Raw genomic sequence first — 19,261 nt, forward strand, 5'->3', positions numbered from 1 at the left:
GACGGCCGGAACAACCGCACTACCTGTATTTAAGAGGGGCGACAATGGCCGCTGACAATGACGATTATGTGTACGACGAAGCGACCGGCGAATGGCGCCCTGCTTCCGAACTGGCCGCAGAAGCGGCACGCGCGAAGGAAGTGCACGATGCAGCAGGCAATGTGCTCGCCGATGGCGATTCCGTGACCTTGATCAAGGATCTGAAGGTCAAGGGCACCAGCACCGTCATCAAGCAGGGCACGGTCATCAAATCGATCCGACTGACCGATAATCCGGAAGAAATCGATTGCAGGCATGATGCGGTGAAGGGTCTGGTGCTGCGCACCGAATTCGTCCGCAAGCGATAAGGACAGCACGCGACATGGCAACACTCACCATCGAGGAACTGGCGGCAACGCTTCAGCCCGCGCAGGCAATTGCCGGCCTCGACCTTGGTACGAAAACCATCGGGCTCGCCATGTCGGATCTGTCGCGGCGTTTTGCGACACCGCGCCCCGTTATCAAGCGCGTGAAATTCACGCTGGATGCGGAAGTGCTGCTGGCCTTCGCTGAAAAGGAAAAGGTCGCCGCCTTCATTATCGGCCTGCCGATGAACATGGACGGCTCCGCCGGGCCCCGCGTGCAGGCAACCCGCGCCTTCGTGCGCACCATGGGCGAAAAAACCGCACTGCCCTTCGTTTACTGGGATGAGCGGCTTTCGACCGTTGCGGCAGAGCGCGCGCTTCTCGAAATGGATGTGTCTCGCGCCAAGCGGGCCGAACGCATCGATTCGGCGGCGGCGAGTTTCATTCTTCAGGGTGCGCTGGACAGGCTTTCCGCACTCACCCGCGCGGCCGACTGACGGCCCTGCCACCAGGCGTAAATCTGCCTGCGTTTGCGGAAACCGAGAATCGCAAAAACGATCAGGCTGTCGACCGCAATGGCACGCGCCACCAGCGGCGGCAGGCTTTCCGGCGGAAGTCCTAGAATATTCCCGTATATCTCGAAGACGAGATCGTGGGTCTGACGTGTGAGCATGTAGAAGCCGAAGCTCATGTCGTAATAGGAAAGCCAGTACCAGCTGCCCAGCAGCGCAACGGGACCGGCCCAGAGGATCAGAAACCACTTCATGCCGCCTGCCCCCGCACAAACAGTGTATCGGGGATGCCAGCAAGCACCGCCCAGCGCGCCACGGCCATCAGGCAGAGGTTCAGCGCCGGCACGTCGATATCCAACGGCAGCATAGCAAAAAACGTCATCATGACGCCCAAAGCTGTCCAGCGGCTCACTTGCGGCTCCTTTATGCGCAGTCATTGCGCATGGTTAACATTTCGTTAATCCACACTGGACCGGCCGCGATGGAGAGGCAAATGAAAGCTGTGATTATGGTTAACGGCGGGCGGCCGGCATGTGGAAAACAACGTGACCGGCTGAACGGACGGACGCGCCGAGCGGTTGCCGGCCCGGTAAGAACATGGCTGATTTTTCTTTAATGCCCAGCGTCCAGCGCGGCTGCCTGGGCCCGTGTCTGAGACCGGTTCAGCCGTAAACGCCCCGCACCAGCCTTTTTACGGCAGTGGCGATCTTGTCCCAGTCCCGATCCGATTTGAGCGCAACACCGGCAAACTGCCCGCTGGTGGCGGCGGAAATGGCAAGGTGCTGGATGGCGGCGAACAGCACGGCATTGACGGCGGCGGTATCAACACCCTTCGGCGCCGCCAGCGAACCGCGCATGCGCTCCAGCCATTTGCCAAGCGACTTGGCACGGGCTTCCGCCAGCTGGCGCACTTGGGGCGAGCCGTCGGAAACTTCCCAGGCGATGATTTTGCAGACAAGAGGATCGCTCCGCAGCGCATCCATGAAGTAGAGCGCCAGCTTTTCCATCAGATCACCATAGGTCAAAAGGAACATGCCGCCGGTATCTTCCGGAATGCGATCCTTCACCCAAGACCCGAGATCCTCACCGATCGCCTCAATCAGACCATCGAGGCCGCCGAAATAACGGTAGATCAGCTGCTTGTCGCAGCCGGCACGGCGAGCAACGGCATTGATCCCGAAGCCCTGAAATCCCTCTTCGGCAAGCAGCGACCGCGCCGCATTAAAAATCGCCTTCTCGGTCTGAGCGCGATCCTTGATGCGCTTTTCCGGTCTGTCGGCTGAAATCGCCTCTGCGGTCGCCAGCATGATTCCCTACCCGTTTTCTGAAAGCCTGACTACACGGGTTAACAAAGCATGAAGGCAAGGACAATGTGATGGGAAGATTGGACGGAAGGTTCCTGTGGATGACGTGGCGGGGCCAACAATATCGCCCCGCATTCTCAGCGTGAGCCGCTCACTCCAACCCCATGCCAAACCACACGCTGCCGGGGGTTTCGTGGCTGTCCAGACGCTTGAAACCTCGGGTTTCCCAGAAACGCATTCCGGCCAGGTTGCGTTCGCTGGCGCCGAGGTGGATGCCGTAGACGTTGTTCTGTCTGGCCATATCCAGCCAGCGCGACAGGAGCCGGGTGCCGCCGCCCTTACCCTGCGTGCGTGGCAAAAGGTTCATGTGTATGTGGGCGGGGAACGGATCTGTGAGCCAGGCCGGGGTGCGGCGTGGGTGGTGAATGAAATGGGCGCGGCGCTGGTCGGCGTCCCATGTCTGCTGGTCGCCCCCAGGATCGGCATAGATGGCGCGCAGATGCGGCCACCATTCCCGCTCCAGTCGCTCTTCATGCAGGGCCGTATCGAGCGCGCCGACGATGTAACCGCAGACGCCTTCCTCATCCTCGGCAACGAATACAGCATCCGGCCACAGATGCAGATAGGGCACGGAATAGATATGCCCCACCATGCGGCCATCATTGTAAAGTGGCGTGGCATCCTGCCCGGCATCGCCGGTGGCGAGGCTTATGGCATAGAGCGCGTCTTCATCCTCGGAACGAGCGGAGCGAAAAGTCAGCATCGGCCGCCATCCTCCATTGCCGCGCCTCGATGTGCGAAGCTATCGTGACAGACAAGAATACGTCCTAGGCCATTGCTGTTTTTCAAATCCGAGACCCCTCCCGCCGGAACTGTAAAACCTTCATCCGCATCCATCGCTCAAGCTGCAGGCGGATAAAGAAGATCGATTATATAAGTCGGATCGAAGCGGGAATCGAGCATGCCGTAAGTATGCCGCCAGCCACCGGCAAGCCGGGTTTCGAGGAAGGCATCGGCAATCTTGCCGGCGCCGAGGCGGCAAAGCTCGGCGGCAGCGGCCGCAAGCGCGAACTGCTCCACCAAAAGGCGAGCTGCCCCCTCATCACGTTCGGCAAGTGCGATTGCGGCGCGCAGCACGTCCGTTGTCTTCTTCCCGGCAGGTCCGAGGTCACGCTCCAGCGTCTGGAAGACGAGATCGAACAGGTCCTTGCCGCGCTGAAGAACCCGCAGGACATCCAGCGCCATGACGTTGCCGGAGCCTTCCCAGATGGCATTGACGGGCGCTTCGCGATAGTGGCGGGCAATCGGCCTCTCTTCCACGTAACCATTGCCGCCAAGGCATTCCATGGCTTCGTAGATAAGCGCCGGCGCAATCTTGCAGCACCAGTATTTCACGATCGGCGTCATCACCCGCGCATAGGCGGCCTCGGCCGGATTGTTGCGGGCGGCATCAAAAGCACTCGCCAACCTAAAGGACAAGGCGGTCGCCGCAGCGACGTCCAGCGCCATGTCGGCAAGCACGCGCGTCATGATCGGCTGGGTGACCAGCATCTTGCCGAAAACGGAGCGACCGCGGGCGTAGTGCACGGCTTCGGCAAGCGAGGCGCGCATCATGCCGGCCGACGCCAGCGCGCAATCGAGCCGCGTCAGCGTCACCATGTCGAGAATGGTGCGGATGCCGCTGCCGGGATCGCCGAGCAGATAACCGAAGGCATCGGTGAATTCGACTTCGGCGGATGCATTGGATCGATTGCCCAGCTTGTCCTTCAAACGCTGGAAGTGCAGGCCATTTTTCGAACCGTCCTCGAGATAACGCGGCACGAGGAAACAGCCCATGCCGTCACCCATCTGGGCCAGCATGACAAAACCGTCGCTCATCGGCGCAGACAGGAACCACTTGTGGCCTGAGAGACGGTAGATGCCCTCGCCCACCCGCTCTGCCGTGGTGCGGTTGGCGCGCACATCCGTGCCGCCCTGCTTTTCTGTCATGCCCATGCCGATGGTAACGGCAGTTTTCTGCAAGGCCGGCTTCTGTGCGGAATCATATTTGCGCGAGAGGATCTTCGGCGCCCATTCCTTCTGCACACGCGGAGACGCCATGATGGCGGCAACGGAGGCGCTGGTCATGGTCAGCGGGCAGAGATGACCGGCTTCCAGCTGCGAGGTCAGGTAGAACTTCGTGGCGCGGGCCTTGTGCTCGTTACCGCGCGTGTCGGGCGAGTTTTCCCACACGCTGGAATGCAGGCCCGAGGACATGGAACGGCGCATCAGCGCGTGCCAGGCCGGGTGGAATTCCACCTGGTCCAGACGCTCGCCCCGCGGGCCGTGTGTGTGCAGCTGCGGCACGCCCTGGTTCGCCATACGCGCCAGTTCCTGCGCCTCATGCGAGGTGACATAGCGGCCGATCTGATCGAACTCGTCCCTCAGATTGCGTGACAGGCCGGAGGTCAGATCGACGATCAGCGGATCGGAACGATAGGCGTTGATACCGGACCAGAGGCTGGGCTGGTTCAGTTCGGCGAGCTGTTCTTCTGTCCGGTTCATGCCTGTCATTCGCATCCTTCTATCGGGATTCGTGCTTTATTGCGTGTATATGCCAAAACCCGGCTTATCGCATGCTTGCCCGCAACGCTACCTGTCTTTATAGACCCGTTGACTATTGCGACCCGGAGGACAATTTCCATGGTCTTTTTTCCCCATCGCCATCTCCTCGGCATCAAGGGGCTTTCCCATCAGGATATTACCCTGCTTCTCGACAAGGCCGATGAGGCGGTGAAAATCAGCCGCCAGCGCGAGAAAAAGACCTCGACGCTTCGGGGCCTGACACAGATCAATCTCTTCTTCGAAGCTTCGACGCGGACGCAATCCTCCTTCGAACTTGCCGGAAAGAGGCTTGGCGCAGATGTGATGAACATGTCGGTCGGCAACTCCTCGGTGAAGAAGGGCGAGACGCTGATCGACACGGCGATGACGCTGAATGCCATGCGCCCGGATGTGCTTGTCGTGCGCCACTCCTCGGCCGGTGCCGCAGCGCTTCTCGCCCAAAAGGTCGCCTGCTCCGTGGTCAATGCCGGCGACGGCCAGCACGAGCACCCGACGCAGGCGCTGCTCGATGCGCTGACCATCCGCCGTGCCAAGGGCGAGCTTTCGGGTATCACCGTGGCAATCTGCGGCGACGTACTACACTCGCGCGTTGCCCGCTCCAATATCATCCTTCTCAACCAGATGGGCGCGCGGGTTCGTGTCGTCGCCCCGGCCACGCTTCTTCCTTCGGGCATTCGCGACATGAGCGTGGAAGTCTTTCACGACATGAAGGAAGGGTTGAAGAATGCCGATGTGGTGATGATGCTGCGCCTCCAGCGTGAGCGCATGTCCGGCTCCTTCGTGCCTTCAGTGCGTGAATATTTCCATTATTACGGTCTGGATGCCGAAAAGCTGAAGGCGGCCAAGGAAGATGCGCTTGTCATGCATCCCGGCCCGATGAACCGCGGCGTGGAAATCGCCTCCGAAGTGGCCGATGGCCCGCAGAGCGTCATCGAAAGCCAGGTTGAAATGGGGGTCGCCGTGCGCATGGCCGTCATGGAAACCCTGCTTGTCTCGCAAAATCAGGGTGAGCGCGTATGAGTGCCGTTACCGTTCTCAAGAACCTCCGCATCGTCGATCCCTCACGTAATCTCGACGAGAACGGCAGCATCGTCATCGGCGCCGATGGTACCATTCTAGCTTCAGGAAAAGACGCTCACAATCAGGGTGCGCCCGATGGTGCGACGGTGCGCGACTGCAAGGGTGTCGTGGCCGTTCCCGGTCTGGTGGATGCCCGCGTCTTCGTTGGTGAACCCGGCGCCGAACACCGCGAAACCATCGAATCCGCATCGCGTGCGGCAGCGGCCGGCGGCGTCACCAGCATCATCATGATGCCTGATACGGATCCCGTGATCGATGACATCGCCCTTGTCGAATATGTGAAAAAGACGGCGCGTGACAAGGCAATCGTCAATGTGCATCCGGCAGCCGCCCTGACCAAGGGTCTGCGGGGCGAGGAAATGACCGAATTCGGCATGCTGAAGGAAGCCGGTGCGGTGGCCTTCACCAACGGCCGCAAGGCGCTGTCCGATACGCTGGTGCTGCGCCGCGCCATGACCTATGCCCGTGAACTCGGCGCTGTCATCGCGCTCGAAACCCGCGACAAATATATCGGCGGCGGCGACATGAACGAGGGGCTTTTCGCGAGCTGGCTCGGCCTGTCAGGCGTTCCCAAGGAAGCCGAGATCATTCCGCTGGAGCGTGACCTGCGCATTGCCGGCCTGACGCAGGCGATCTACCACGCCGCCAAGATTTCCGTGCCGGAATCGGCAGAGGCGATCCGGGTTGCGCGGCAGCGGGGCGTGAAGGCCACCTGCGGCATCTCGATCAATCACCTGACGCTCAATGAAAACGATATCGGCGAATATCGCACTTTCTTCAAGCTCTCCCCGCCGCTGCGCGCCGAAGACGACCGCAAGGCAATGGTGGAAGCGCTGAAGGACGGCACGATCGATATCATCGTCTCTTCGCACGACCCGCAGGATGTCGATACCAAGCGCCTGCCGTTTTCGGATGCTGCGAGCGGTGCGGTCGGGCTCGAAACCATGCTGGCGGCGGCGCTGCGCCTCCACCACAGTGGTGAAGTTCCGCTGATGCGGCTTATAGATGCGCTCTCCACCCGCCCGGCCAAGATTTTCGGTCTCGATGCAGGAACGCTGAAAGCGGGTGCCAAGGCCGATATCACCCTGATCGACCTCGACGAACCGTGGCTCGTGGCCAAGGAACAGCTGGTCTCGAAATCCAAGAACACGCCGTTCGAGGATGCCCGGTTCAGCGGTCGCGCCATCGCCACTTATGTGGCTGGCAAAGCCGTTCATTCCTTGGCATAAGATCATCAACAGATCACGCGGCAGGCGGGACAGAGGGGACATTGAATGAGTGCTTTGACTGACTGGCAGACCGCGCCTGCTCTTCTCGCGCTTTCGGCGCTGATCGGCTATCTGTTGGGCTCCATTCCCTTCGGCCTCCTCCTGACCCGCATGGCCGGGCTGGGCGACGTTCGCAAGATCGGCTCCGGCAATATCGGCGCGACCAACGTCCTGCGCACCGGCAACAAGAAGCTCGCCGCCGCGACCCTGTTGCTGGACGCACTCAAGGGCACGGCGGCAGTTCTGGTCGCCAATGCGCTCTGGGGTTATGAGGCCTCCCTCGTAGCCGGTTTCTTCGCCTTTCTCGGCCATCTCTTTCCAGTCTGGCTGGGCTTCAAGGGCGGCAAGGGCGTGGCAACCTATATCGGGGTACTGCTGGGCGCCGCTCCGCTGATGATGCTGGCCTTCGCGCTGATCTGGCTCGCGACCGCCTTCATCACCCGCTATTCGTCGCTCTCTGCGCTCGTGGCAATGCTGGTCATCCCCGTTGCCCTCTGGGTCCTCGGACCAGAAAAAACAGCCCTGCTCGTGATGGTGCTCAGCGTGATTTCCTGGTGGAAACATCGCGAGAACATTGCCCGGCTGCTGGCGGGCACCGAAAGCAGGATCGGTCAAAAGGGCTGAGGCCGTCTCGGGGATATGCCATGCCGCATGAGGAAACGACACGGCAGGGCATAGAGCTTTCCGCGCGGCAGCGGGTGGCGTGGCTACGGTTGATCCGCAGCGATAATATCGGTCCCGTCACCTTTCGCGAACTTATCAATCATTTCGGCAGCGCTGAAAAAGCGCTGAATGCGCTGCCCGAACTGTCGCGCCGTGGCGGTTCGTCGCGCAGTCCGCGCATCACCACACAGGCAGAGGCGGAACGGGAGCTTGAGGCGGCCGAGAATTTCGGCGCGCGTTTCGTCGGCATCGGCGAACCGGATTATCCGCCGGCTCTGCGGCATGTGGATGGCGCGCCGCCGCTGATCGCCATGAAAGGATCGGCGGATGCGGCGACGAGAGCCTGCGTCGGCATCGTCGGTTCGCGCAACGCTTCGATCAACGGCGCAAAATTCGCCGCCATGCTTGCGCGCGACTGTGGCCGCGCCGGTTATACGATCGCCTCGGGGCTGGCGCGCGGCATCGATGCGGCGGCCCACAGGGCGAGCCTTTCAACGGGCACCGTGGCAATGCTGGCAGGCGGTCTCGACCGGCCCTACCCGCAGGAAAATTTCGGACTTTTGCAGGAGATATACGATCAGGGCGGCGCGACGATCAGCGAAATGCCTTTCGGCTGGGAGCCGCGCGCCCGGGATTTCCCGCGGCGCAACCGGTTGATCGCGGGCGTGTCACTCGGCGTCGTCATCGTCGAGGCGGCGGAGCGTTCGGGCTCGCTGATCACGGCGCGGCTTGCCGGTGAAGCGGGACGACTGGTGTTCGCCGTGCCCGGCTCGCCGCTCGACTTGCGCTGCGAAGGCACGAACCGGCTGATCAAGGAAGGTGCCATGCTGACTACGGGAGCGGCCGATATTCTTGATGCACTGCGACCATTGATGGAGCCGCAATTGCCCTATGAGCGGAAGATCGAGGAACCGCAGCAGGACGCTGAAATGTCACCACCGGGAGACGACGAGCGCAGCATCATCGCCGCTGCTCTCGGTCCCTCGCCTGTGGAGATCGACGACATCATCAGACACACGGGTTTCTCCGCCGCCACCGTTCATCTGGTGCTGCTGGAGCTCGATATTGCCGGGCGTCTAAACCGACATGCCGGGGGGCGCGTGTCGCTCTTCATCGCGGATTGAGAGTTTGCGCCTTCCGCTCTGGATATCGCCGACTTCGACATAGGCCATCTCGATGAGATAGCACAGCATATCGGCACCTTCCCGGTGGGCCACCTGCCGCAGCTCCGCCAGCATCTGGCGGATGTAAGCCAAGTTCTCCCGGGTCCCCTCATTATCGGCATTATTGTTTGTTGCGTTCGGGACCATATATTTATCCTGGGAATGCCGGACTGAAACGAAGAGCGTCAAGTAGATTCAAATGATGTTGCCCATCATAACCAATTTACCAAAGATTGCAATACAACGATAGATTATCCATAGGTTGCAGTCGTCTCAAAGCGAGAAAATCGGGCTTGCCTCTTGACCAGCGGGCATTACCTGTCCATGTCGAATTATAAAGAAGGCCAATTGCGGCAATAGGCTGCAACCGGTGCCATGTTAGCGGACCAGTTCCAGAGAAGAACAATATGAATGTCGTCGTCGTAGAATCTCCTGCCAAAGCCAAGACGATCAACAAGTATCTTGGCTCGGGCTATAAGGTTCTTGCATCCTTTGGCCACGTCAGGGACCTTCCTGCCAAGGACGGATCGGTGTTGCCTGACCAGGATTTCGAAATGTCCTGGGAGGTTGACAGCGCCTCCGCCAAGCGCATGAAGGATATTGCCGATGCGGTAAAATCCTCCGACGGCCTCTTTCTGGCAACCGACCCGGATCGCGAAGGGGAAGCCATTTCCTGGCATGTTCTCGATCTTTTGAAGAAGAAGCGGGTTCTCGGCGACAAGCCGGTGAAGCGCGTCGTCTTCAACGCCATCACCAAGAAAGCGGTGCTGGACGCGATGGCGAACCCGCGCGACATCGATGTGCCGCTGGTGGACGCCTATCTCGCCCGCCGAGCGCTCGACTATCTCGTCGGCTTCAACCTCTCTCCGGTTCTGTGGCGCAAGCTGCCGGGTGCACGTTCGGCCGGCCGGGTGCAGTCCGTGGCGCTGCGTCTCGTCTGCGATCGCGAATCCGAAATCGAGCGTTTCGTTTCCGAAGAATACTGGAACATCAGCGCACTTTTGAAGACACCGCGCGGTGACGAGTTCGAGGCCAGGCTGGTTTCGGCCGATGGCAAGCGATTGCAGAACCGCGCCATCAAGACCGGCGACGATGCGAACCGGCTGAAAGCGCTGCTCGAAGGCGCGACCTATGTGGTGGATAGCGTTGAGGCGAAACCCGTCAAACGCAATCCCAGCCCTCCCTTTACGACCTCGACGCTGCAGCAGGCGGCCTCTTCGCGGATGGGCTTCGGCGCCTCGCGCACCATGCAGGTGGCGCAGAAGCTTTATGAAGGCATCGATATCGGCGGCGAGACCGTCGGTCTGATCACCTATATGCGTACCGACGGCGTGCAGATGGCCCCTGAAGCCATAGATGCCGCCCGCAAGGCCATTGGCGAGCAGTTCGGTGACCGTTACGTGCCGGAAAAAGCGCGTTTCTACTCTACCAAGGCCAAAAATGCGCAGGAAGCGCACGAGGCGATCCGGCCGACCGATTTCAACCGCACACCGGATCAGGTGAAGCGTTACCTCGATGCCGATCAGCTGCGCCTTTACGAGCTGATCTGGAAACGCGGTATTGCGAGCCAGATGGCGTCAGCCGAAATCGAGCGCACGACGGTTGAAATTCTCGCCAGCAACGGCGGCGAGAAGGCTGGCCTGCGCGCCGTTGGCTCCGTCATCCGCTTCGACGGCTTTATCGCCGCTTATACCGACCAGAAGGAAGATGGCGAGCAGAGCGACGATGGTGACGACGAAGGCCGTCTGCCGCCGATCAATGAGCGCGAGAACCTCGCCAAGCAGAAGATCAATGCCAGCCAGCACTTCACCGAGCCGCCGCCGCGTTATTCGGAAGCGTCCCTGATCAAGAAGATGGAAGAACTCGGCATCGGCCGTCCTTCCACCTATGCGGCGACGCTGAAGACGCTGAGCGACCGCGAATATATCGTCATCGACAAGCGCAAGCTGGTGCCGCATTCGCGTGGCCGGCTGGTGACGGCTTTCCTCGAAAGCTTCTTCACCAAATACGTCGAGTATGATTTCACCGCCGCCCTTGAAGAAAAGCTCGACCGCATTTCCGCCGGCGAACTGGACTGGAAGCAGGTTCTTCGCGATTTCTGGAAGGATTTCTTTGCGCAGATCGAAGATACCAAGGAACTGCGCGTCACCAACGTGCTGGATGCGCTGAACGAGGTTCTGGCGCCGCTGGTGTTCCCGAAGCGCGAGGATGGTTCCGATCCGCGCATCTGTCAGGTTTGCGGCACCGGCAATCTGTCGCTGAAGCTCGGCAAATACGGTGCCTTTGTGGGTTGCTCGAACTACCCTGAGTGCAACTATACCCGCCAGCTGACCTCCGATGGCGCGGAAGCCGAAGCCGCTGCTCTCAACGAGCCGAAGGCGCTGGGCGCTGATCCCATGACCGGCGAGGAGCTGACGCTTCGCTCCGGCCGTTTCGGGCCCTATATCCAGCGGGGTGACGGCAAGGAAGCCAAGCGCTCCTCGCTGCCGAAGGGCTGGAAGCCTGAGGATATCGATCACGAAAAGGCGTTGGCGCTCATCAACCTGCCGCGCGATATAGGCAAGCACCCGGAAACCGGCAAGATGATCTCGGCTGGTCTCGGCCGTTACGGACCTTTCCTGCTGCATGATGGTTCCTATGCGAACTTGGAGAGTATCGAGGACGTGTTCTCGATCGGCCTCAACCGCGCCGTGACCGTGATTGCTGAAAAGCAGAGCAAGGGTCCGGGACGCGGCCGTAGCGGCACGCCAGCTGCTCTCAAGGAGTTGGGCGACCACCCTGATGGCGGCCCGATCACCGTTCGTGACGGGCGCTACGGCGCCTATGTGAACTGGGGCAAGGTCAACGCCACCATTCCCAAGGGGCAGGATCCGGCATCCGTGACGCTGGACGAGGCGCTCGTGTTGATCGCCGAGCGCATTGCCAAGACCGGCACCGGCGGCAAGCCCGCCAAGGCCAAGAAAACAACCGCCAAGAAGGCCGATGGTGACGCCGCTGCAAAGCCGAAGGCGACCAAGGCCAAGGCGGCGACAAAGAGCAAGACGGCCGCCAAGCCGAAGGCAGCGGCCAAACCCAAGAAGGCAGCAGAGTGAGCAAAGCGCCGCGTCAGAGACAGGGTTCCGCCAGCGACGGTTTCGGACGCACCGGGCGCGGCAAGCGGGTGACCGAAGGTGAAGGCATCATCCACGGCGAGGTGCCTTCGCGTGAAGTGCTGCTGAAATTCATCGCAGACCATCCGCAACAGGCCTCCAAACGCGAAATTGCCAAGGCTTTCGGGCTGAAGGGTGAAAACCGCGTTGTCCTCAAGGCGCTGCTGAAGGAACTTGAAGTCGACGGCATGGTGCACAAGAGCCGCAAGTCGCTGACGCGACCGGGCGGCCTGCCGCCTGTGACGGTTCTCGACATCACGACCCGCGACAAGGACGGCGAGCTGATCGGCCGCCCGGCGGAATGGCCTGAGGATTTGGGCGCAGCGCCGGCCGTGCTGATCCGCCAGTCCTCGCAGGACCGTGGCAAGAAGGCCCCGGCCGCCGGTCTCGGCGACCGTATTCTCGCGAAAATCTTCCCCTCGAAGGAAAGCACCGGTCCCGCCTACACCGCCCGCGTCGTCAAGCTGATCGACCGCCGCCAGAATGCACTGCTCGGCGTGTTCAAGGAGACGCCCGGCGGCGGCGGACGGCTGATGCCAATCGATCGCCGCGGCGAGGAAATGGTCATCGATCCCGATGGCGTCGGCGATGCCAAGGATGGCGATCTGATCGAGGTTGAAACCTCGCGCAACAGCGGTCGTTACGGCCTGACGCGTGCCAAGGTTCTCTCGGTCATCGGCTCCGTCGCCTCGGAAAAGGCGATCTCCATGATCGCAATCCACGCCCACGGCATCCCGCATATATTCCCGCAGAATGTTCTTGCCGAAGCGGATGCGGCCAAGGCAGCGACGATGTCCCACCGCGAGGACTGGCGCGACCTGCCGCTCATCACGATCGATCCGGCCGACGCCAAGGATCACGACGATGCGGTCTATGCCGAACCGGACACATCGCCCGACAATCCCGATGGTGTCATCGTCACCGTCGCCATTGCAGATGTCTCCTGGTATGTTCGGTCGGGTTCGCCACTGGACCGCGAGGCGCTGAAACGCGGCAACTCCGTTTATTTCCCGGATCGCGTCGTACCGATGCTGCCGGAGCGTATTTCCAACGATCTCTGCTCGCTGAAGGAAGGGGTCGACCGCCCTGCCCTTGCGGTGCGGATGACTTTCTCGAAGGAAGGCCGCAAGGCCGGCCATACCTTCCATCGGATCATGATGAAGAGCGCCGCCAAGCTCTCCTACCAGCAGGCACAGGCGGCGATCGACGGCAAGCCCGACGACAAGACCGGACCGCTGCTGGAGCCGATCCTCAAGCCCCTGTGGCACGCCTATGAGGTGATGAAGCGAGGCCGTGACCGGCGCCAGCCGCTGGAACTCGACATGCCCGAGCGGAAGATCAAGCTTCGCCCTGACGGCACCGTCGACTCCGTGGTCATTCCCGAACGTCTAGATGCGCACAAGCTGATCGAAGAAATGATGATCCAGGCAAATGTCGCCGCCGCCGAGACGCTGGAAAAAAAGAAACAGCCGCTGGTTTACCGTGTCCACGATGCGCCCACGCTTTCCAAGCAGGAGGTGCTGCGCGAATTTCTCGGCACGATCGGCATTACCATGGCCAAGGGTGCGGCCATGCGCGCCAATTCCTTCAACGGCATTCTGGCACGCGCTCTCGACACGCCGCACCAGATCATGGTCAACGAGATGGTGCTGCGCAGCCAGAGCCAGGCTATTTACAGCCCCGAAAATATCGGCCATTTCGGCCTGAACCTCATGAAATATGCCCATTTCACCTCGCCGATCCGCCGGTATGCCGACCTCATCGTGCATCGCGCGCTGGTGGGCTCTCTGGGGCTCGGTGAAGGCGGCATCACGCCACAGGAAGAAGCGACACTCGACGATATCGCCGCTGAAATCTCGACCTTCGAGCGCCGCGCCATGGCAGCAGAGCGCGACACCGTCAACCGCCTGATCGCCCATCATCTTTCCGAGCGGGTCGGCGAGGAATTCGAGGGCCGGGTCGGCGGTGTCACCAAGGCGGGACTATTTGTCGCGCTCCCGCAGTTTGGCGCTGATGGTTTCGTTCCTATATCTACACTCGGAACGGATTATTTCCTGTATGACGAAGCCCATCAGGCTCTCACGGGGGAAAAGACCGGTCTTGGTTATCAGCTTGGCGACACGGTGCAGGTAAGGCTCGCGGAAGCGGTGCCGCTGGCGGGTGCGCTCAGATTCGATATGCTGAGTCCCGGGCGGAAGATGCCGGTGGGCGTGCGCTCGTTCCACAAGGCCGGACGGCGGACAGCACGGGCTGCCGCCAAGCCCGGAACACGGCCGCCGAGAAGGCGACGATAACAAAGCCGCCTCAGCGGTTGAACGGACGGGAAGGACTTAAGGATGAGTGCACATCAGGGCTCGGAGACAGTTACCTTCGGAGACGATAGCGCCGAGCGGCCGCTTGGCCGGTCCATCATGCGCGGCGTGGCCAATCGCTGCCCGGCCTGTGGCAGCGGCCGCCTCTTCCGCGCCTGGCTGAAGCCGGTGGACGCCTGCGCGGCCTGCGGCGAGGAAATGCACCATCATCGGTCGGACGACCTGCCACCCTATATCTCCATCGTCATCATCGGCCACATCGCGGTCGGCGGCTTCATGATGACGGACATGGTTCTAAACATTCCCATGTGGGCTCATTTCGCCATCTGGGTACCGATCACAATTCTGGCCGCGCTTCTGACGCTGCAGCCCATCAAGGGCGGCGTCATCGGTCTGCAATGGGCGCTGCGCATGCATGGCTTCGACGGGAAAAAACCGCAGATACAGATAGACGGCTCCTCGCACTGACGCGCGCGGGTCTTGTACATGCCCCGGCATTCCACCAAGGCGGAAGCGGCAAGCGCGCCATTGCGGCCGCGCGATGCCGCCTCCCTCATTCTGTTCGACCGATCCGGCCCGACGACACGGGTGCTGATGGGTCAGCGCAGCAGCGCCCACGTCTTCATGCCCGGCACTTATGTCTTTCCAGGCGGCAAACGCGACCCGCGCGACCATGCGCTGCCCTTTTCCGGCGATCTGCATCCCGCTGTCCTTGACAGCCTGACGGCGTCGGCTTCGCGGCGCCTGAGCGTCGCCGGGGCAAGGGCGCTGGCGCTTGCCGCCGCGCGCGAACTTGTGGAGGAAACCGGGGTCGAGCTTGGGCCGGCCACTGAAGGTCCGGACCTCTCCTGTTTCCGCTACGTGGCGCGCGCCATCACACCGCCCGGCAATGTCAGGCGTTACGACACGCGATTCTTTTGCTGTTATGCCGACGAATTGCGGCTGGATATCCGGCTAACCCGGGATTCCGAAGAGCTTCAGAACGTGCAATGGCTTGACATGACAGACCTTTCCGGTCTGAACATGCCGAAAATCACGCGTACGGTTCTCGAAGATGTCACAAATTTCATGATAGGTGATCCCTCACTGCCCTATGAAAGCCCCGCGCGGCTTTATGTCACGCGCCACGGCCGGTTCATTCGAGACTTTGTATAAAGGCCGTCATGTCACAAATGAAATGCGAAGAAGCGGATGCCATTCACTGGCCCTCACTGATCGCCGCCATTTCCGCCATCAGTGCGGTCGGCGTCGCCATCGGCCTTGGCCTGCCGCTCCTGTCGATCATCCTTGAGAAACGTGGCATCTCCTCCACCATGATCGGGGTGAACTCGGCCATGGCCGGCGTCGCGGCCATGATGGCGGCCCCGGTGACCACCAAGATCGCCCATGATTTTGGCGTGGCCCGAACCATGTTGTTTGCGGTTTTCATCTCCGCGCTGAGCGCGCTCGGCTTTTATTTCGCCGATGCTTTCTGGATGTGGTTTCCGCTGCGAATCGTCTTCCATGGCGCAACCACCACGCTCTTCATCCTCTCCGAATACTGGATCAACATGACGGCGCCGCCGAAGAAGCGCGGTATGGTTCTCGGCATCTACGCCACCGGCCTTGCGGTCGGTTTTGCCGTTGGTCCGCTTCTGTTTTCGGCGGTTGGCAGCGAAGGCATCCTGCCTTTCCTCGTCGGGGCGGCAATCATATTGCTCGCGGCAATTCCCATCTTCATGGCGCGCGGTGAGAGTCCGGAACTGGACGAGCGGCCCAACCACCATTTCGTCCGTTATGTCTGGCTGGTGCCGATGGCATCAGCCGCCGCTTTCGTCTTCGGCTCGGTACAGGCGGGCGGCCTTTCGCTGTTTCCGATCTATGCCACCAGGGAAGGCTTCAACGAATCGCAGGCGGCCCTTCTCCTTACCGTGATGGGCATTGGCAACATGGTCTTCCAGATACCGATCGGCCTGCTTTCTGACAGGATGAAAGACCGGCGGACGATGCTGGGCCTGATGGCCCTTGCCGGTGTCTGCGGCACGCTGGCCCTGCCGTTCCTGGTGGAAAGCTGGATCCTGGTGGCGGCACTGCTGCTGTTCTGGGGCGGCCTCGTTTCCGGCATGTATACGGTCGGCCTTACCCATCTCGGGTCGCGTCTGAAGGGTGCCGACCTAGTGGCCGCAAATGCCGCCTTCATCTTCTGTTACGCCATTGGTACGATCGCGGGGCCGCAGGCCGTGGGCATTTCCATGGACGTCGCCGGAACCGACGGCTTCGCCTGGTCGCTGGCGGTATTTTTCGGGCTCTACGTGGTCCTTTATGCCGTCCGTTTTGTTTTCCGGGCAAAACAGGCTTGACTTTTCAGGCGCGATACGTAGTTTCGCGCCAGATTTAGCCGAGGTGAGAAGCGCCTGCGGCTTCTCTTTTGTTTAAAGGCAGGACGACCATGGCGAAAGCTACAACAATCAAGATCAAGCTGCTGTCGACAGCCGACACCGGTACTTTCTACGTCACCACCAAGAACAGCCGTACGTTCACGGACAAGATGACGAAGACGAAGTACGACCCGGTTGTACGCAAGCACGTCGAATTCAAGGAAACCAAGATCAAGTAATTTCTTGATCGGTGTTCCGGCAAAAGCGCGCCCCCACGGGCGCGTTTTTTGTTTATGCGGATACAGGCCATTCGCTCAGCAGAACGCCCTGTCGACACGGCTTCACGCCTGGCCGGCTGCCCCACCTGATTTTCTCCGCCGCGCCGGCGACAACATATGTTGCAGGTTTGATACCACTGCCCCCCGTCAGCGGCCACAGGCCGTCCGATTGCCCGGCGGGGCAACGGAAAACGCCGACGGCTACCCCTACGATGCGGAACGTGATTGTAAGAGAAAGCGACGGCGTGTCGACTTCACGGCGTTGGGAATGCCGCCGATCTTTTCAAAGCGAGCGATGCTCCAACGCATCAAGCAGGGAATAAGGCGGCCGGCCAACGATGCGTTACGGCACGAGGAACCGAATCGAACATCGTCAGCCGACCGACCCCACGATTCAGGAGATGCGGCGGACCTGAGCATCATGGGGCATTCAAACTACGCAAAACCAGCCCCTGACAAGCGAAACCGCAGCGGCACACGCCGCTCTCATTCCATCATCAAAAGACGGAAGAACCGCCGGAAGAACTGTTATTCTCAATGAGTGTGCGCAGAACTAAAATAAAAATCAACAAATTCTTAAGCCAGCGACAAGTCACCTGAAAAACATGGTTAAATATACAACGCTGGCACACTATAGTTTTTCACAAGATTGAATTCAATATATTTTTCAACTTGAAATCTATTTGCCTCGCGCGATTTCGCCTTTTCATTGCATGAAGTTAAAATACAGGCGAAGTCAGGGACTTGGCTCCTAAAGACCGGACATTCCTTTGCCGTTTTCTTGAGACGTCCGAAATTATTTTGGACGGCGGTGCAATTCTCCCGCACCGCTACTTCGCAAAGCCGTTCAGGCGGCCGCCGATACGACGCGGTTTCGGCCGGCGTGTTTAGCCTCGTAAAGCGCCCTGTCAGCCTGCCTCAGCAGTTCGTCCGGCGTTCCAAAGGCGCCGCTGCCGGATGCTATGCCGAGCGATGCCGTGATGCTCAGTTCACGATCGATGGAACGGACGTAGAAAGGCTTGTCTTCCACGATCGTCCGCAGGCGTTCGGCAACGCTCGCAGCAAGCTCTATCGGGGTGTCCGGCATGACGACGACAAATTCCTCGCCGCCGTAGCGGCAGGCGAGATCGGCGCCGCGGACCGTGCTGCGGATGCGTGCCGCAAATTCCCGCAGGACTTCGTCACCCACATCATGACCATAGGTATCATTGACCAGCTTGAAGCGGTCTATATCGGTCATGCAGATGGAGATCGGGCGGCCGCGGACAGCGGCGCGGTCGAAGAGTATCTTGAGATGATTGTCGAGATAACGACGATTGTTGAGGCCGGTCAGGCCGTCGACGATGGCGAGCTCCATGGTGTGCTGGAGATTGAGCCGCAGATGTTCATTGTAGCGTTTGCGCCTGATCTGCGTCAGCGATCGGGCAACGAGTTCGTTGGGATCGATCGGACGAAGGATGTAATCGTTGACGCCGAGATCCAGCGCGCGCGCCACCATGTCGTCGGCCCCCTGCTCTGCCACGAGGAGCAACGGAAGGAAACGGGTCCGCTCCAGCGAGCGAAGCTGCGAGCACAGTCTCAGCGGATCGTAATCTTCGAAATTCGAATTGACGATGACAAGCTCGAAGGGATTGCCTGTCGCCTTGAGCAGGGCCGCCTGCGGCTCCGTGACGGCATCCACCTCTGCGACCGGCTTCAGCGCCCGAACGATGCGCTCCTGCGAGCTGGCGCGGCCATCCGCAACCAGAATCCGGCCTGGCGTCTGCATCAGCCCATCGCTGCGCAGCATCTCTTCGATGCCAATCTGACGGGCCGCTTCGGCGCGCACGCGCAATTCGTCGCTAACGGCCTTCAGGCGCACCAGGCTTTTGACGCGGGCGATCAACTGCAGGTCATTGACCGGCTTGGTCAGGAAATCATCAGCTCCAGCCTTCAGACCCCGCACGCGGTCCGAGGGCTGATCCAGCGCCGTTACCATCACAACGGGGATATGCGCCGTATCCGGATTGGCTTTCAGCCTTTCGCAGACTTCGAAACCATCCATGCCCGGCATCATGATATCGAGGAGGATGATATCGACCTGCTCTTTATCGCAGATGGCAAGCGCCTTGAAGCCATCCTCGGCGGTAACGACATCGAAATACTCCGCCACCAGCCGGGCCTCGAGAAGCTTCACATTGGCCGGAATATCGTCAACAACCAGAACTCTCGCCGTCATAACCGTTCC

The 19,261-nt window shown here is 60.6% G+C and carries 19 protein-coding genes; 12 read left to right on the plus strand and 7 right to left on the minus strand.

Going from position 1 to position 19,261, the window contains the following annotated elements; genetic code table 11:
- The first annotated feature begins 44 nt into the window (after window positions 1-44).
- A complete protein-coding gene (locus tag WA845_RS19840) occupies window positions 45-347 on the plus strand; it encodes an alkylphosphonate utilization protein (protein WP_006698012.1) in 303 nt (100 codons plus the stop codon).
- Between the two features lie 14 nt (window positions 348-361).
- A complete protein-coding gene (ruvX, locus tag WA845_RS19845; protein WP_006698011.1) occupies window positions 362-841 on the plus strand; it encodes a Holliday junction resolvase RuvX in 480 nt (159 codons plus the stop codon).
- On the opposite strand, the gene WA845_RS19850 is transcribed toward ruvX, so the two are convergent.
- The 5 genes from WA845_RS19850 to WA845_RS19870 form a co-directional block, all read right to left on the minus strand.
- Window positions 793-1,110 carry a DUF6105 family protein gene (locus tag WA845_RS19850; RefSeq protein WP_004441389.1) on the minus strand — a complete coding sequence of 106 codons (318 nt, stop codon included), beginning with the start codon at window positions 1,108-1,110 and terminating at the stop codon, window positions 793-795. The genes ruvX and WA845_RS19850 overlap by 49 nt on opposite strands.
- Window positions 1,107-1,268 carry a hypothetical protein gene (locus tag WA845_RS19855; RefSeq protein WP_004441388.1) on the minus strand — a complete coding sequence of 54 codons (162 nt, stop codon included), beginning with the start codon at window positions 1,266-1,268 and terminating at the stop codon, window positions 1,107-1,109. The genes WA845_RS19850 and WA845_RS19855 overlap by 4 nt, the downstream gene beginning before the upstream one ends.
- 250 nt (window positions 1,269-1,518) lie before the next feature.
- Window positions 1,519-2,163 (minus strand): TetR family transcriptional regulator, encoded by a 645-nt coding sequence (locus WA845_RS19860; protein ID WP_112554931.1) that lies wholly within the window; start codon window positions 2,161-2,163, stop codon window positions 1,519-1,521.
- Between the two features lie 148 nt (window positions 2,164-2,311).
- Window positions 2,312-2,923, minus strand: a complete 612-nt coding sequence (locus WA845_RS19865; protein WP_004441384.1) for a GNAT family N-acetyltransferase — start codon at window positions 2,921-2,923, stop codon at window positions 2,312-2,314.
- Window positions 2,924-3,060: 137 nt separating this feature from the next.
- Window positions 3,061-4,713: an acyl-CoA dehydrogenase family protein gene (locus WA845_RS19870; RefSeq protein WP_004441382.1), complete on the minus strand. Its 1,653-nt coding sequence runs from the start codon at window positions 4,711-4,713 to the stop codon at window positions 3,061-3,063.
- Between the two features lie 129 nt (window positions 4,714-4,842).
- Here WA845_RS19870 and WA845_RS19875 point away from each other — a divergent pair, with 129 nt between their 5' ends.
- From WA845_RS19875 to dprA, 4 genes are read left to right on the plus strand one after another with little or no spacing between them, the layout of a single operon-like run.
- Window positions 4,843-5,784: an aspartate carbamoyltransferase catalytic subunit gene (locus tag WA845_RS19875; protein ID WP_003502441.1), complete on the plus strand. Its 942-nt coding sequence runs from the start codon at window positions 4,843-4,845 to the stop codon at window positions 5,782-5,784.
- The gene (locus WA845_RS19880; protein WP_006698009.1) at window positions 5,781-7,073 is read left to right on the plus strand and encodes a dihydroorotase; all 1,293 of its coding nucleotides are present in this window, start codon (window positions 5,781-5,783) and stop codon (window positions 7,071-7,073) included. Before WA845_RS19875 ends, WA845_RS19880 begins: the two co-directional genes overlap by 4 nt.
- Window positions 7,074-7,118: 45 nt before the next feature.
- Window positions 7,119-7,736, plus strand: a complete 618-nt coding sequence (plsY, locus tag WA845_RS19885) for a glycerol-3-phosphate 1-O-acyltransferase PlsY (RefSeq protein ID WP_162719199.1) — start codon at window positions 7,119-7,121, stop codon at window positions 7,734-7,736.
- A 20-nt stretch (window positions 7,737-7,756) separates the two neighbouring features.
- Complete coding sequence (gene dprA, locus WA845_RS19890; RefSeq protein WP_112554933.1) at window positions 7,757-8,899, plus strand: DNA-processing protein DprA; 1,143 nt, start codon at window positions 7,757-7,759, stop codon at window positions 8,897-8,899.
- On the opposite strand, the gene WA845_RS19895 is transcribed toward dprA, so the two are convergent.
- Complete coding sequence (locus WA845_RS19895; protein WP_112554935.1) at window positions 8,852-9,085, minus strand: hypothetical protein; 234 nt, start codon at window positions 9,083-9,085, stop codon at window positions 8,852-8,854. The genes dprA and WA845_RS19895 overlap by 48 nt on opposite strands.
- A 260-nt stretch (window positions 9,086-9,345) precedes the next feature.
- On the opposite strand from WA845_RS19895, the gene topA reads away from it, so the two are divergent.
- The 6 genes from topA to rpmG all read left to right on the plus strand — a co-directional run bounded on the left by topA (window position 9,346) and on the right by rpmG (window position 16,995).
- Window positions 9,346-12,030 (plus strand): type I DNA topoisomerase, encoded by a 2,685-nt coding sequence (gene topA / locus WA845_RS19900; RefSeq protein WP_112554944.1) that lies wholly within the window; start codon window positions 9,346-9,348, stop codon window positions 12,028-12,030.
- Window positions 12,027-14,381 (plus strand): ribonuclease R, encoded by a 2,355-nt coding sequence (rnr, locus tag WA845_RS19905; RefSeq protein ID WP_112554946.1) that lies wholly within the window; start codon window positions 12,027-12,029, stop codon window positions 14,379-14,381. The genes topA and rnr overlap by 4 nt, the downstream gene beginning before the upstream one ends.
- A 42-nt stretch (window positions 14,382-14,423) precedes the next feature.
- Window positions 14,424-14,867: a DUF983 domain-containing protein gene (locus WA845_RS19910; RefSeq protein WP_112554948.1), complete on the plus strand. Its 444-nt coding sequence runs from the start codon at window positions 14,424-14,426 to the stop codon at window positions 14,865-14,867.
- An 18-nt stretch (window positions 14,868-14,885) separates the two neighbouring features.
- The gene (locus WA845_RS19915; protein ID WP_006698004.1) at window positions 14,886-15,554 is read left to right on the plus strand and encodes an NUDIX hydrolase; all 669 of its coding nucleotides are present in this window, start codon (window positions 14,886-14,888) and stop codon (window positions 15,552-15,554) included.
- 17 nt (window positions 15,555-15,571) lie between these two features.
- Window positions 15,572-16,738 carry an MFS transporter gene (locus tag WA845_RS19920; protein WP_006698003.1) on the plus strand — a complete coding sequence of 389 codons (1,167 nt, stop codon included), beginning with the start codon at window positions 15,572-15,574 and terminating at the stop codon, window positions 16,736-16,738.
- 89 nt (window positions 16,739-16,827) lie between these two features.
- On the plus strand, window positions 16,828-16,995 hold the full coding sequence (rpmG, locus tag WA845_RS19925; RefSeq protein ID WP_003496403.1) for a 50S ribosomal protein L33: 168 nt from the start codon (window positions 16,828-16,830) through the stop codon (window positions 16,993-16,995).
- Between the two features lie 886 nt (window positions 16,996-17,881).
- On the opposite strand, the gene WA845_RS19930 is transcribed toward rpmG, so the two are convergent.
- Complete coding sequence (locus WA845_RS19930) at window positions 17,882-19,252, minus strand: PleD family two-component system response regulator (RefSeq protein WP_004441356.1); 1,371 nt, start codon at window positions 19,250-19,252, stop codon at window positions 17,882-17,884.
- Window positions 19,253-19,261 lie beyond the last annotated feature (9 nt).

The sequence above is a fragment of the Agrobacterium sp. CMT1 genome, assembly GCF_037203725.1.
In the GTDB taxonomy this organism is placed as follows: Bacteria; Pseudomonadota; Alphaproteobacteria; order Rhizobiales; family Rhizobiaceae; genus Agrobacterium; species Agrobacterium pusense.

What these genes read in the sequence shown, in the direction of transcription:
- WA845_RS19870 (WP_004441382.1), bottom strand. Translation starts at nt 4,713, where the DNA reads ATGACAGGCATGAACCGGACAGAAGAACAGCTCGCCGAACTGAACCAG.
- WA845_RS19910 (WP_112554948.1), top strand. Translation starts at nt 14,424, where the DNA reads ATGAGTGCACATCAGGGCTCGGAGACAGTTACCTTCGGAGACGATAGC.
- dprA (WP_112554933.1), top strand. Translation starts at nt 7,757, where the DNA reads ATGCCGCATGAGGAAACGACACGGCAGGGCATAGAGCTTTCCGCGCGG.
- WA845_RS19880 (WP_006698009.1), top strand. Translation starts at nt 5,781, where the DNA reads ATGAGTGCCGTTACCGTTCTCAAGAACCTCCGCATCGTCGATCCCTCA.
- ruvX (WP_006698011.1), top strand. Translation starts at nt 362, where the DNA reads ATGGCAACACTCACCATCGAGGAACTGGCGGCAACGCTTCAGCCCGCG.
- WA845_RS19895 (WP_112554935.1), bottom strand. Translation starts at nt 9,085, where the DNA reads ATGGTCCCGAACGCAACAAACAATAATGCCGATAATGAGGGGACCCGG.
- WA845_RS19865 (WP_004441384.1), bottom strand. Translation starts at nt 2,923, where the DNA reads ATGCTGACTTTTCGCTCCGCTCGTTCCGAGGATGAAGACGCGCTCTAT.
- WA845_RS19915 (WP_006698004.1), top strand. Translation starts at nt 14,886, where the DNA reads ATGCCCCGGCATTCCACCAAGGCGGAAGCGGCAAGCGCGCCATTGCGG.
- WA845_RS19860 (WP_112554931.1), bottom strand. Translation starts at nt 2,163, where the DNA reads ATGCTGGCGACCGCAGAGGCGATTTCAGCCGACAGACCGGAAAAGCGC.
- WA845_RS19840 (WP_006698012.1), top strand. Translation starts at nt 45, where the DNA reads ATGGCCGCTGACAATGACGATTATGTGTACGACGAAGCGACCGGCGAA.
- topA (WP_112554944.1), top strand. Translation starts at nt 9,346, where the DNA reads ATGAATGTCGTCGTCGTAGAATCTCCTGCCAAAGCCAAGACGATCAAC.
- WA845_RS19875 (WP_003502441.1), top strand. Translation starts at nt 4,843, where the DNA reads ATGGTCTTTTTTCCCCATCGCCATCTCCTCGGCATCAAGGGGCTTTCC.
- rpmG (WP_003496403.1), top strand. Translation starts at nt 16,828, where the DNA reads ATGGCGAAAGCTACAACAATCAAGATCAAGCTGCTGTCGACAGCCGAC.
- WA845_RS19850 (WP_004441389.1), bottom strand. Translation starts at nt 1,110, where the DNA reads ATGAAGTGGTTTCTGATCCTCTGGGCCGGTCCCGTTGCGCTGCTGGGC.
- plsY (WP_162719199.1), top strand. Translation starts at nt 7,119, where the DNA reads ATGAGTGCTTTGACTGACTGGCAGACCGCGCCTGCTCTTCTCGCGCTT.
- WA845_RS19920 (WP_006698003.1), top strand. Translation starts at nt 15,572, where the DNA reads ATGAAATGCGAAGAAGCGGATGCCATTCACTGGCCCTCACTGATCGCC.
- WA845_RS19930 (WP_004441356.1), bottom strand. Translation starts at nt 19,252, where the DNA reads ATGACGGCGAGAGTTCTGGTTGTTGACGATATTCCGGCCAATGTGAAG.